The sequence below is a fragment of the Pseudomonas sp. 32A genome, assembly GCF_052682255.1.
The window spans coordinates 2,130,150-2,142,857 of record NZ_JBQYLY010000001.1 but is presented as its reverse complement, the minus strand read 5'-3'; the positions used below and the strand labels follow the sequence as shown (position 1 = coordinate 2,142,857).

10 protein-coding genes are annotated in these 12,708 nt (G+C 62.0%); 5 read left to right on the top strand and 5 right to left on the bottom strand.

From position 1 onward, the window contains the following. Positions 1 to 13: 13 nt before the first annotated feature. The 3 genes from ACUN0G_RS09890 to ACUN0G_RS09880 all read left to right on the top strand — a co-directional run bounded on the left by ACUN0G_RS09890 (position 14) and on the right by ACUN0G_RS09880 (position 2,427). On the top strand, positions 14 to 319 hold the full coding sequence (locus tag ACUN0G_RS09890; RefSeq protein WP_093198989.1) for a DUF6482 family protein: 306 nt from the start codon (positions 14 to 16) through the stop codon (positions 317 to 319). Continuing rightward, positions 316 to 1,857 carry a cryptochrome/photolyase family protein gene (locus ACUN0G_RS09885; RefSeq protein ID WP_445573244.1) on the top strand — a complete coding sequence of 514 codons (1,542 nt, stop codon included), beginning with the start codon at positions 316 to 318 and terminating at the stop codon, positions 1,855 to 1,857. Before ACUN0G_RS09890 ends, ACUN0G_RS09885 begins: the two co-directional genes overlap by 4 nt. Before the next feature lie 105 nt (positions 1,858 to 1,962). Further along, complete coding sequence (locus ACUN0G_RS09880; protein WP_177078356.1) at positions 1,963 to 2,427, top strand: hypothetical protein; 465 nt, start codon at positions 1,963 to 1,965, stop codon at positions 2,425 to 2,427. 149 nt (positions 2,428 to 2,576) lie between these two features. Here the strand turns inward: ACUN0G_RS09880 and ACUN0G_RS09875 are convergent, their stop codons facing one another. Beyond that, positions 2,577 to 4,682, bottom strand: a complete 2,106-nt coding sequence (locus ACUN0G_RS09875) for a TonB-dependent receptor family protein (protein WP_445573243.1) — start codon at positions 4,680 to 4,682, stop codon at positions 2,577 to 2,579. 433 nt (positions 4,683 to 5,115) lie between these two features. Between ACUN0G_RS09875 and ACUN0G_RS09870 the strand changes: the two genes are divergently transcribed. Both ACUN0G_RS09870 and ACUN0G_RS09865 read left to right on the top strand, forming a co-directional pair. Continuing rightward, positions 5,116 to 6,303: an acyl-CoA dehydrogenase family protein gene (locus tag ACUN0G_RS09870; RefSeq protein ID WP_445573242.1), complete on the top strand. Its 1,188-nt coding sequence runs from the start codon at positions 5,116 to 5,118 to the stop codon at positions 6,301 to 6,303. A gap of 8 nt (positions 6,304 to 6,311) precedes the next feature. Then, positions 6,312 to 7,400: a sigma-54 interaction domain-containing protein gene (locus ACUN0G_RS09865; RefSeq protein ID WP_445573241.1), complete on the top strand. Its 1,089-nt coding sequence runs from the start codon at positions 6,312 to 6,314 to the stop codon at positions 7,398 to 7,400. 35 nt (positions 7,401 to 7,435) lie between these two features. Here ACUN0G_RS09865 and ACUN0G_RS09860 read toward each other — a convergent pair whose 3' ends face one another. The 4 genes from ACUN0G_RS09860 to ACUN0G_RS09845 form a co-directional block, all read right to left on the bottom strand. Then, the gene (locus tag ACUN0G_RS09860) at positions 7,436 to 9,241 is read right to left on the bottom strand and encodes an ABC transporter ATP-binding protein (RefSeq protein ID WP_445573240.1); all 1,806 of its coding nucleotides are present in this window, start codon (positions 9,239 to 9,241) and stop codon (positions 7,436 to 7,438) included. Positions 9,242 to 9,531: 290 nt separating this feature from the next. Further along, on the bottom strand, positions 9,532 to 10,044 hold the full coding sequence (locus tag ACUN0G_RS09855) for a GNAT family N-acetyltransferase (RefSeq protein ID WP_445573239.1): 513 nt from the start codon (positions 10,042 to 10,044) through the stop codon (positions 9,532 to 9,534). Continuing rightward, on the bottom strand, positions 10,041 to 11,483 hold the full coding sequence (locus ACUN0G_RS09850; RefSeq protein WP_445573238.1) for an MFS transporter: 1,443 nt from the start codon (positions 11,481 to 11,483) through the stop codon (positions 10,041 to 10,043). Before ACUN0G_RS09850 ends, ACUN0G_RS09855 begins: the two co-directional genes overlap by 4 nt. Continuing rightward, positions 11,480 to 12,688 (bottom strand): acyl-CoA dehydrogenase family protein, encoded by a 1,209-nt coding sequence (locus tag ACUN0G_RS09845; protein WP_445573237.1) that lies wholly within the window; start codon positions 12,686 to 12,688, stop codon positions 11,480 to 11,482. The genes ACUN0G_RS09850 and ACUN0G_RS09845 overlap by 4 nt, the downstream gene beginning before the upstream one ends. Positions 12,689 to 12,708: the final 20 nt, after the last annotated feature.

Genomic DNA, 12,708 nt, shown 5'->3' with positions numbered 1-12,708 from the left:
CAAGGAGTGAATCATGAACCTGCAAACCCTGACCCAATTGGCCACCCAAGGCGACGTGCGTGAAATGGAACTGCTCTCCCTGGAGGGTGGATTCTATCTGGCGCGCGTCCGGCTGGACCACGGCCAGTTCACGTTGCTGGACGCGGCCGCAAAGCCCCTGCACTTTCGTTCCGTCAACCACCTGCGTGATGTGTTGCAGTCAGTCCCGGCGTTCCCCTGCACCCTGGTGCATCAGTGCGTCCACGATGAAATGTGCGGCCGGCGTGAAGGACCCATTGAGGCACTGCGAACGCCATTTTCCCTGGAAGCGCCCTGGTGACCAAGGCCGTTAGAAACCTGTGCCTGGTGCTGGGCGATCAGTTGTCGTTTGACCTGGCCTCACTGGACGGGCTGGACAGCCAGCACGATGCCGTCTTGATGGTCGAGGTGATGGAGGAAGCCAGCCATGTGCCCCACCATCCGCAAAAAATCGCCCTGGTCTTCAGCGCCATGCGCCACTTTGCCCAGGCGTTGCAGCAGCGTGGTATCCGGGTGCAGTACGTCGCCTTGGACGACCCGCAAAACACCGGCTCGGTACCCGGCGAGCTAGGGCGCTGGCAATCTCTGATGCAGCCACAGGCACTGCACCTGACCGAATGCGGCGACTGGCGCCTGGAACAATCCCTGAAAGACTGCGGCTTGCCGATCCAGTGGCATGCCGACAGCCGTTTCCTGTGCAGCCGTGACGAGTTCGCTACGTGGGCCAGCGGCAAAAAACAGCTGCGCATGGAGTTCTTCTACCGGGAGATGCGCCGCAAGAGCGGGTTATTGCTCAACGGTGACGGCACGCCAGTCGGCGGCGCCTGGAACTTTGATGCAGACAACCGCAAGGCGCTGCCCAAGGGAACCAAGGCGCCCTACCCGGCGCGCTTCAGTTCAGACGCCATCACCCAGGACGTGCTGGCGCTGGTACGTAAACACTTCAGCAGCCACTACGGCGACCTGGACACCTTCGATTACCCGGTAACCCACACCGATGCCCAGGCATTGTGGGAGTACTTTCTGGATTACGGCCTGGCCGGGTTCGGCGACTACCAGGACGCCATGGCCAGCGACGAGCCCTTCCTGTTTCATGCCCGCATCAGCGCGGCGCTGAACATCGGCCTGCTGGACCTGCGCCAACTGTGCAGCGACGTGGAGGCAGCCTATTGGTCGGGCGGCATCGGGCTGAATGCCGCCGAAGGGTTTATCCGCCAACTGATTGGCTGGCGTGAATACGTACGCGGCGTGTACTGGCTGAAGATGCCGGACTACGCCGCCGGCAATGCATTCGGCAACAGCCGCCCGCTGCCGGAGTTCTACTGGACGGGCGAGACGCAAATGAACTGCATGCGCCAGGCGATCGGCCAAAGCCTGAAACATGCCTACGCCCATCACATCCAGCGGCTGATGGTCACCGGCAATTTCGCCCTGCTGGCCGGCATCGTGCCCAGCCAGATATGCGAGTGGTACCTGGCGATCTACATGGACGCTTTCGACTGGGTCGAGCTGCCCAACACCCTGGGCATGGTCATGCATGCGGATGGCGGCTACCTGGGTTCCAAACCTTATTGCGCGAGCGGCCAATACATAAAGCGCATGTCGGACTACTGCCGAGGCTGTGCCTACAAAGTCACGGAAAGTACCGCTGACAATGCCTGCCCGTTCAATGCGCTTTACTGGCACTTCCTGATGCGCCACGGCGACCTGCTGCGGGGCAATCAGCGCATGGCCATGCTCTACAAGAACCTCGACCGGATGCCTGAATCCAAGCAGGACGCGCTGTGGGAACGGGGCCAGAGGCTGCTGGCGAAGCTGGATGCGGGTGAAACGCTGTGAAATTTTCCGGCCGCTGCGAATTGTTGTGAAGCCGACGATAAATGGCCAATTGCCCATGCTAACGTCGGCTTCGATGTCATCCAATTCATTGAGGGAGCAGCGCCGATGTCTACTACCGTAACACCCGCCGGTGGCGGACCGACCACTCAAAAAGCCTCGACGTCGGTATTTGACGACAAGTTGAATATTTCCAAGTCGAGCAAGGTGATCGCCGATTACATGCGCCAGTCGGGCAAGTCGGCGATTACCAAGCAAGAGCTTTCACAGTTGGCCAGCAACGCCTCGGGCAAGGTGCCCGCCGATGTGAGCGCTGCGGCCCAGTACATGGAACGCCACCCCGACGTGTTCACCGCCATCGAAACCCATGACGTGGCTGGTGCCGATAACCTGTCCGGGGTGTGGAACTTCGACTGGGCGGCCAACGGTGGCCTGAACGGCACGGCGACCGATGCGATCGCCAAGATGCAGGACACCTTTGACTTTGCAATCGCCAAGTCGGCGCAGATCACCGAGATCAGCACCGGTAAAAAGGCCGAGCTGGATTCGACCAAGCAGCGGCCGCAGAACTGAATCTCCAGCCACTACAAAAATCCAGTGTGGGAGCTGGCTTGCCTGCGATGCGGGCACCTCGGTGCTTCAGGTACACCGAGGTGATGCCATCGCAGCCTCGCTAAAGCTCGACAGCTCCCACACTGGATTTGCTTTGGCTGTCACTGCCATCAAAAGCGAAACGCCACCCCCGTGGTCACGTTGAACGCATCCCCTACATAGAAGTTGGCCGAGTCCTGGCCCTTGGCGTCGTACGCGGTGTTGGTGGCCGTGGCGTAGCGCTTGTTGGTCAGGTTGCGTGCATCGACGAACACCTCCCACTTCTTGCTCGGCGCCTCGTAGCCCACCTTGGCCCCCCACAAGGTATAGGACGGCGCACTCAGGGAGTTGGCAAAATCCACGTAGTAGCTGGACGCCGCCCGGGCATTGAGCTGCGCGTAGAAACCACTGCCCTGGCGATACTCCAGCTCCGCCTGGTAGACCTGACGCGGCAAGCCCGGCAACTGGTTGTCGCCAAACACCCCATCATTGCGGTAGTGGAAGTCGTTGAAGGTGTAGGCCTGGCGCAAGGTCACGCTGTCGCCGTTGCCGCCGTCCCACAGTTGCGCATTCAAGCCGGCTTCGATGCCCTGGTGAATGGTTGCGCTGCCATTGGAGGTGGCCACCAACTGGTCCTGGGTGGCGGTTGCCTGGCGCACCACCACCGACAACAGTTCTTTCTGCACCCACGACCGGTAGACCGTCAGGCTGCCGTCGAAGATGCCATGGCCGCCACGAATACCGAACTCCACGGTGTTGGCTTTTTGCGGCCGCACATCACGGATGTAGGGCGTGCCGGTGCTGCCCAACTGCCAGGTGACCGGTGGATCTACGGAGCGGCTGACGTTGCCGAACACTTCGAATTCCGGGGTCAGCTGGTAGCGCAGGCCGATGCGCGGGGCGACGTCGGTCTCGTCGTACTCGACGCCACTGGGGAACGCGCTGGTATTGGTGCCGGTGCTGTATTCGATCTGCGCCTTGCGCTTGATATCAATCAGCGACAGCCCGGTGGACAGCCACGTCCGGTCATTCAGTTGCAGTTCGTTGCCAAGGGAAAACACCGTGTCCCGGGAGCCGGTGTAGTTGGTTTTCTGCTGGGTGATGCCGGTGGCCTTGCTGTGGGACTTCACATCAGCGAGGTACGCCAGGGTGTTGCTGAAGGTCACGCTGCTGTCGCTACGCAGGCCGAAGAAGGTGTCGGCGGTGCGCAGGTAGCGCAGGGTCAGGTTGACGTCCTGGGAGCGCCATTCCTGGGGTGTTGGCGAGTAACGCCAGCCGTTGTCCAGCGGGTAGTCGTTGTAGCCCAGGCCGACTTCGAGCTTGGCATTGTCGTCGAAGGTGTAGGTGGTGGTGCTGCCCAGCAGGGTCGAGCCGTCCTTCTTGCGCCCGATGGGCACGAGGTTGCTCGTAGGGTCGTGCTTGAGCTGGTATTTGGTCAGGGTATTGCCCTGGCTCAGGGTTTCTTCCTTGTAGCGAATGTAGAAGCGCGTCTCCAGTTGCGGGCTGAACACGTGGCCGAAGTTGGCGACGATCCCCTGTCCCTTGTTCGGCGTGTTGTCCTGATAACCATCCCGCTCGTTGTGCTGGATGCTGACGTAGTAGTCGTTGTCGCCCTCTACACCACCGGTGCTCAGTTGCTGCTTGCGGTAGCCGAAGCTGCCGGCTTCGAAGCGTGCGTAGTTGCCCGGATCGGTGCGGCCGGTCTTGCTCACGAAGTTGATCGCGCCGCCCAGGGACAAGGCCGAATAGCGGAACGCGTTGGCGCCGTAGAGCACTTCGGTGTGGTCCACGGAGGCCATGTCCAGCATGTCTTCCTGGGTGCCCCCCGGGCCGGTCAACGGCAGGCCGTCGTAGAGGAATTTGATCCCCAGCACATAGCCTTGATAGAAGGTGTTGAGGCCCGAACCACGGATCGAAATCTTGTTGGCACCCGAGCCGCTGGTGGCCTGGGCGAAGACTCCCGGTTGCAACGCCAGCACGTCCTCGGCATTCGCCGCCCGGCCCTGCTCGATCTTGCGGTTGTCGATCACCGCGGTTTTGCCGGGCACCTTAGCCAGCTGCCTTTCGGCTTTTTGCGCTTCGGTGGCTTCGGCACCGGTGACGACCACTGTGGCCAGGGTCGGGTCGGTCTGGGCCGCAACGGCCGCACCGTGTATCAGCATCAACAGCACGCCAAGGCTGGACGCCGTAGCCAGTGACTCAAAACGACGAGCGCGTGGTTCAAACAGTTGCCGCATGGATTAAATACTCCTGGGGTCTCTAATTAGTTGGAGCATCTATTTGTATAGTCGCGCTCTGAATCCAACTTTGCAGGGTTCGTGCCACGTCAAAACATCAATAAACACGGGACCACAACCGTATTTAATCGGCACAGGCGCAACATTTTGCTGGCGGAATGTTCGATTTCCAACAACCGTTAAAAAGAAAAATTACTTATATGCTTAACCGATAAAAGCATAACCGGCACCAGGCCACACGGGCCTTGGCACAACTGTCCGAATCCCAACACCTGTGCAACAAAAGTTGTGCTTTTGATAATAGTCGGCGCCGTCTGCGAACAAAAACCTGCAAGTTTCCAGCATCCTGTTACTTGGTATGGCTCTTGCTCTATCAACGGTTGAATAAACTCACTCAACCACGCTCGACTATTAAGCAACGAGGTATTCACGCGTGACGGCCAACTTACTCTGCACCCGCAGGACGCCGCTGGAGATTGCCCGTGACCTGGCGAGCGAATTTGCCCGCACCGCCGTCGACCGCGATGCCAGCGGCGGCACGCCCAAAGCCGAACGCGACAAGCTGCGCAGCAGCGGCCTGTTGTCCCTGAGCATCCCCGGGCAATTCGGCGGGCTGGACGCCAACTGGTCGGAAACCTTCGAGGTGGTGCGCGAATTTGCCCGGGTCGACAGCTCCATCGCCCACGTATTCGGCTTTCATCACCTGATGCTCGCCACCGTCCGGTTGTTCGCCACCCCGGCGCAGTGGCAAACCTGGTTCAGCCTGACGGCCAGCAACAACTGGTTCTGGGGCAACACCCTGAACCCGCTGGACACCCGCACGGTGGTCAAGCGCCACACGGGTTGGCGGGAATTCTCGGGGCAGAAGAACTTCTGCTCCGGGGCCAACGACTCGGAGATGATGATCGCCTCGGCCATCGATGAAAGCGCCGGCGGCAAGTTGCTGATCGCGGCGATTCCCAGCGCCCGCAGCGGGATCATCCTGCACAACGACTGGAACAACATGGGCCAGCGCCAGACCGACAGCGGCAGCGTGACCTTCAAGCGCGTACGCGTGGAAGAGTCCGACCTGCTGCTGGACCCGGGGCCGTTGAGCACGCCGTTCGCCTGCCTGCGCCCGCTGATTGCGCAACTGCATTTCGCGAATATCTTCCTCGGCATCGCCGAGGGTGCATTCGAAGAGGCGCGCCAATACACCCTGGAAGAAGCCCGCCCATGGTTCCGCTCCAGCGCCAGCCACACCACCCAGGATCCCTACATCCTCAGCCACTACGGCGACTTCTGGGTGGCGCTGCAAAGTACCCGCCTGTTGGTGGAGCGCGCCGGTGAGGTATTGGACGCGGCATGGGCCAAGGGCTCGGCCCTGACCAGCGAGGAACGCGGCACAGCTGCGATTGCCATTGCCACCGCCAAAGTCGCCGCCAGCCGCAACGGCCTGGAGTTGTGTAGCAAGGTCTTCGAGGTCACCGGCGCGCGGGCGACCAACGCCTCGGTGGCCCTCGACAGGCACTGGCGCAACTTGCGCACCCAGAGCCTGCATGACCCGCTGGACTACAAGCTTCATGAACTGGGCGAATGGGCACTGAACGGTACCCCGCCCATCCCGACGTTCTATTCGTAGAGATTGCCATGCAACTGCTGACCCTACCGCCCTCGCCCGCCCTTGCCACTTCCATCCGCGCCACCGCCCAGGTATTTGAAGACCCCCGGTCCAAAGCCTTGCTCAAGCATGTGCAACAAGTCGCGCCGAGCGAAGCCAGCGTGCTGATCATCGGCGAAACCGGCACCGGCAAAGAGCTGGTGGCTCGGCATATCCACAACCTCAGTGGCCGCAAGGCACAGCCGTTCGTGGCGGTGAACTGCGGTGCGTTCTCCGAGTCTTTGGTGGAAGCCGAGCTGTTCGGCCACGAGAAAGGCGCGTTCACCGGCGCCCTCAGCGCCAAGGCCGGCTGGTTTGAAGAAGCCAACGGCGGCACGCTGTTCCTCGATGAAATCGGTGACCTGCCGATGTCGATCCAGGTCAAGCTGCTGCGTGTATTACAGGAACGCGAAGTGGTGCGCCTGGGGTCGCGCAAAAGCATTCCGATCAATGTACGGGTGCTGGCGGCGACCAACGTGCAGCTGGAAAAAGCCATCAACGCCGGGCATTTTCGCGAGGACCTGTTCTACCGCCTGAACGTGGTCAACCTGGAACTCAGCCCGCTGCGGGACCGCCCCGGCGATATCCTGCCGCTGGTGCAGTATTTCATCGACACCTACACCCGCCGCCTGGGGTACGGCGAGGTGATCCTGAGCAAGGACGCCGAGCAACGGCTGGCCACCTACAGTTGGCCGGGAAATATTCGCGAACTGGAAAACGTCATCCACCACACCCTGCTGATCTGCCGGGACGGCGTGATCCAGGCCGATGACCTGCGCATGTCCAACCTGCGTATCGAACGCCAGGAAGACAGCACCACGGCCCATGACCTGCTCGACTTGGCCTTCCAGCGCCTGTTCGAGGAACAGGTCGACAACCTCCACGAACAGGTCGAGCGCAGCCTGCTCACTGCCGCTTACCGGCTGTGCCATCACAACCAGGTGCACACCGCCGAGTTGCTGGGGCTGAGCCGCAACGTGACCCGCACCTTGCTGATCAACCTGGGTGAGCTGAAGGTCAACAAGCGCCGCCCGCTGGCTGGCGCCAAAGACGAGCGAGTGCTGCACCTGTCGATCTGACCTGCACTGCGCGGCGTACCCGGTACGCCGCCTGATCACAGCGCGACTTCATCCAGCGCATCACTGAACTGGCGACTCCACAACCGCGCATAGTGCCCGCCCTGGCGCAGCAACTGTTCGTGGCTGCCGTCCTCGATCACCCGGCCATTGTCGAACACCAGGATCCGGTCCAGATGGGCCACAGTGGACAGCCGATGCGCCACCACCAGCACGGTCTTGTCTTCCATGATTTCGTCAAGCTTGTCCTGGATAAAGCGCTCGGTAATCGAGTCCAGGCTGGAAGTGGCTTCGTCCATCACCAGGATCGGCGCGTTCTTCAGCAACACCCGGGCGATCGCAATGCGCTGGCGCTGGCCGCCGGACAACTTGACCCCACGCTCGCCCACCAGCGACTCGTAGCCGTGTTCCATGCTGTCGATAAACTCACTGGCGCCGGCGCGGTGGATCGCCTCGGCGACTTCATCCATCGAGGCATCCAGGCGGCCGTAATGGATGTTTTCGCGAATGCTGCGGTGGAACAGGCCGGGCTCCTGGGGAATCAGGCCGATCTGCTGGTGCAACGAATGCTGGGTGACGTCGCGCACGTCCTTGCCGTCCACCAGCACCTGGCCTTGCTGCACGTCGTAAAGACGTAGCAGCAGGCTCAGCAGCGTCGACTTGCCGGAACCCGAAGCGCCCACCAGGCCGACTTTCTGGCCGGCGGGAATCACAATATTCAGGTGTTCGAAAATCGGCCGGCCAGCGCCGTAGCTGAAGCCCACGTCACGAAACTCGATATCGCCGCGCTTGACCTGTAGCGCCTTGGCACCGGGTTGGTCGATGACTTCATGGGGGCGAATCAAGGTGCGCACGCCGTTGGCAATGTTGCCGGTGGCTTCGAAGAATTCGAGAAAGCGTCGCGACAGGTTTTCCACATCGCTGATGATCAACAACGAAAGGCTGGTGGACATGACAAACGCAGCAATGTCGATACGGTGGCTGCGCCACAGGTAGAGCGCCAGCAATAACAAGCCGAGCTTAAGCACTACGCCACAGGAAGCCTGGAACCAGCGAATTTTCTCCATATACCCCAGGGATCGGTAGGCAGCCGCCACCTCCTTGTCGAGGAAAGTGCCGAGGTAACTGTGCTCGAACGCATGGCGCGCAAACAGGCGGATATTGGCCAGGTTGGAGACCGCATCCACCACCTTGCCGGTACTGGTGCTGCGCGCTGCCGAATATTGTTGGGCCAGCGGATGGCTGCGGCGTGCGAGCACATAACAGATGGCGATGAACGCCACCGACCAACCCGCCATGAACAACGCCAACAACGGCGATGCGGTCCATAGCAAGGCCGTGGCCAGGCTCAGCGTCACCAGCAGCGGGATCAGGTCGAACAGCAAGATGCTCAGGGTCTGATTCACCCCCAGGGTAATTTCCGCCACCCGATGCGCCAGCGCCCCGGCGAACTCATTGCTGATGAAACGATGGGAATGCTGTTGCAGATAAGCGAACACCACATGCGTCACCGTGCGCCGCTGCAACGGCAAGACGTGGATATGGCAGCCTGCGGATGCACGGGTAAACAGTACCTGGCACACCAGTAGCGCGCTTAGCAGTGTCAGTGGCCATTGCAGCACTTCAAATGCGCGCTCAGCCGCTAAGCCGTTGCTGACGGTGCGGGTGATCTGCCCCAGCCCCCAGGGCGTCAGAATCGAACACACCACGGCGGCAATCTGCAGCAGCAGGATCGCCAGGTACCACCCTTTGAAATGACCGATGAAATGCCGCACAAACGCCGCCGGGGTCGACGGCAAGTGTTGGACATTCCAGGTGCGAAACAATGAAAAAGACGAGTTCATGGCCAATGACATTCCTGAATGACGCCTGTGGCCGCGCAGCTTTCAGGCAAAAATGGTGAGTGTGATCGTTCCCACGCTCTGCGTGGGAATGCATCCGGTGACGCTCTGCGTCACGATTTCAAGAGCGGACGCAGAGCGTCCAGAGCGGCATTCCCACGCAGAGCGTGGGAACGATCTCAAATTCCCCTGTGGCGAGGGAGCTTGCTCCCGCTGGAGTGCGAAGCGCTCCCAGGATTTTGGGGCCGCTGCGCAGCCCAGCGGGAGCAAGCTCCCTCGCCACAGGTTCAGCGTCACTTTTGGGATTGGTAGCGGATTTCCTCCAACTCACGACCGCCCCGGGTAAGGGTGCGGCTTGATTCGGGCTGCGCTATCCATCCTGCATTTTGGTAAAAGCGCACTGCCCGCCGGTTTTCAGCCAGCACCCACAACGTCGCCGTCTCCAGGCCCAGGCTTGCAAGATGTTCCAGCCCCCTGAGCCACAGCGCCCTGCCCACTCCGGTTCCCCAGTGTTCGGCCAGCACATACAGCGCCTGCACTTCACCGGTTTTCCCGGGGTCGACATCCTCATCACGGCTCGGGCTGACAACAATCCAGCCCACCACACGCCCCTCGACCTGCGCGACAAACACAGCTTCGCTTCCCTGCTCAATCGACTGCCGCCAAAAGGCTTCGCGCCGAGGCTGCGTCGCCTCCAGCGAAGTCAGGTAATCCGCAGGCATCAGCTCACGATAAGCCTGCTGCCAACTACGAATGTGCACCCAGGCAATGTCACCTGCGTCCTCGATACGTGCTGCCCGAATCATCCAATTCCCTCTGCGCGTTTTGCATAAATCGCCGAGCCCGCCTGCGGCGACAGCCTGCGATAAACCAGCCCCGATAAGGCACACAGCAATCCGGCCCCCGCCATGATCCAGGCGATATCACTCTGCTCGACCGTGGCATGCCCGCGCATGGCCATGATCAAGCCGAGCAGTCCCGCCGCGATGCCCACCGACAAACTCAAGGTCAGTTGAATGGTCATCGCCGACAGGCTGCTGGCACGGCTGGATTGCTCCGGCGGCACGTCGGCATAGGTCAACGCCCCGAGGGTGCTGAATTGCAGCGAGCGAATGATCCCGCTGCCAAATAACACCAGTATTACAAGCCAGTAAGGCGTTGATACCTCGAACAGGCTGCACGCCAGTAGGGTTGCACCGGTGAGCACGGCATTGCTGATCAAGGTGCGGCGGAAGCCGAAGCGGCTGACAATCCGCACCGCCAGCATTTTCATCAGGAACGCACCCACACCACCGGCCACGCTCAGCAGCCCGGCCTGCAACGGGTTAAGCCCGAAACACAGCTGAAACAGCAGCACCAGCAAAAACGGCTGTGACGCGCTGCCGATGCGCATCAGGTTGCCGCCCCAGAAGCTCACGGCGAAGGTCGGTATTTTCAACAATGAAAAATCGATCAACGGGTGCGCCGTCCGCCGCGCATGCCGGACATACAGCCAGGCGCTCAACAACCCGCCGCCAATCAGCAGCAACGCCCACTGGCGCGGCAACAGGCCGTGGCCCAGTACCTCGAAGCCGAACACCAGCCCGCCCAATGCCACACCGCTGAGCAACAGGCCGGGAACGTCCAATGGCTGGCCGGGCGTCCCGGAATAGTCCGGGATGTAGCGCAGCACCAGGATCACCCCGAGCACGCCGATCGGCAGGTTGATCAGGAAGATCCAGTGCCACGACAGCACCGTCACCAGCAGCCCGCCCAACGGCGGCCCGAGCAACGGCCCCACCAGCGCCGCCACCGTCAGGTACGACATGGCGCGCAGCAGGTTTTCCCGCGCCGACCAGCGCAGCAGGATCACCTGCCCCACCGGCACCATCATCGCGCCCGAAGCCCCCTGGGCCAAACGTGCCAGGGACAACTGCAGCAACGAGCCCGAGCCGGCACAGGCCACCGACGCGAGGGTGAACAGCACGATGGCGCTGATAAACACCCGGCGCGGCCCGAACCGGTCGGCTGCCCAACCGCTCACCGGCACGAACAGCGCCACCGCCAGCAGGTACAGCGACACCACCAGGTTCATGCGCACGCTGGGCTCGCCGAAATCCTGGGCCATCTGCGGCAGCGCCGTGAGCACTGCCGTGGCGTCGATCAGTTCCATGAACAGCGCACAGCCGATGATCATCGGCACCCGGCGCGCGTGCCCGGTGCCCACCTCGCCCAAGGGGTGTGAAAGGTCGAGGGCTTTGTTCAAAACAGCCCCGAGGTCGGTGGCGGCGTGCCCTTGAGTTGCCAGGCGCCCACGGCCGCGGCTTTCCAGTGACGGGGGTTATGGTTGGCCACAGTGCGCGCGTTGCGCCAATGCCGGTCCAGGTTGTGGGCGCGGCCGGTGGTGGAAGCACCACCCACGTCGAACACCAGCTCGGCGGCCTTGAGTGCCGACTCCGCCGCGATGTATTGCGCCTGGGCCACATCCACTGCCGCCTGGTCGACGGCCACCGCATCAAGATCCGCAGCCCAGGCGCGGTCGATGGAGTCCGCCGCGTGCAGCACCACCGCTTCGGCGGTAAAGGCCCGGGCCGAGACGTCGCCCACGCTCAGTTCCACGTACGGGTCGTCCACCGAGCGCGTGGCGCTGCTGTGCTTGATCGGCCGCGCATGCTCCTTGGCAAAGGTCACTGCGTCATTCAGCGCATTGCGCGCAATACCAGCCTGCACCGCCGCGAGGAACACTTGCAGGAACGGCGTGACAATCGTGCGCTTGCCCTCCTCGACGGTGCGGGTGCGAATCTCGCTGGCCAATACCTGCACATCATGCAGATGGGTGGTGCCGCTGGCCGTCAGGCGCTGGCCCATGGCGTCGAAATCATCCAGCAACTCCAGGCCCTGGCGGTCGCGCGGCAGGATGAACGATACGGGCTGGTCATTCTCGTCCAGGGCGACGGCGCTGACCCAATCGGCATACAACGAACCGGTGCTGTAGTACTTGCTGCCGGAAGCGCGAAAGTGCTCGCCGTCACCCACGATGCGCGCGCTGATGGAACCGTTGGCGCCACCGACTTCCCAACCGGCATTGCCGATCACGGCGCCTTGCAGGTAGCGCTCGAACCAGCGTTCACGCTCCTCCTCCGCCCCTTCGGCGCGGGACGCCAGCAGGCCTTCGACAAACCCGAAACCGGGGCGCAGCGCCTGGGCCACGTTGGAGTCGGCCGAAGCGATGCGAATCAGCAAGGCGATCACGTCCTTGACCGAACCACCGGCACCGCCAAACCGCTTGGGAATCCGCACGGTAAACAACCCGGCCTTGGCGATCTGCGCCACGGCCTCATACGGCAGTTGGCGGTCACGCTCACGTTGCGCAGCCCCGGCGGCAATCTGCGGCAAGATGCGATCAGCACGGGCGTTCAGTTCGGCCACCGTCACAACCGGCGGCGTGGGTACAGCAGACAACTTGCTCATGGCACTTCCTTGATTCAGGT

Bases quoted from the DNA above. Each gene is read 5' to 3' on its own strand.
- ACUN0G_RS09890 (WP_093198989.1), top strand. From the start codon at position 14: ATGAACCTGCAAACCCTGACCCAATTGGCCACCCAAGGCGACGTGCGT.
- ACUN0G_RS09880 (WP_177078356.1), top strand. From the start codon at position 1,963: ATGTCTACTACCGTAACACCCGCCGGTGGCGGACCGACCACTCAAAAA.
- ACUN0G_RS09875 (WP_445573243.1), bottom strand. From the start codon at position 4,682: ATGCGGCAACTGTTTGAACCACGCGCTCGTCGTTTTGAGTCACTGGCT.
- ACUN0G_RS09865 (WP_445573241.1), top strand. From the start codon at position 6,312: ATGCAACTGCTGACCCTACCGCCCTCGCCCGCCCTTGCCACTTCCATC.
- ACUN0G_RS09860 (WP_445573240.1), bottom strand. From the start codon at position 9,241: ATGAACTCGTCTTTTTCATTGTTTCGCACCTGGAATGTCCAACACTTG.
- ACUN0G_RS09855 (WP_445573239.1), bottom strand. From the start codon at position 10,044: ATGATTCGGGCAGCACGTATCGAGGACGCAGGTGACATTGCCTGGGTG.
- ACUN0G_RS09845 (WP_445573237.1), bottom strand. From the start codon at position 12,688: ATGAGCAAGTTGTCTGCTGTACCCACGCCGCCGGTTGTGACGGTGGCC.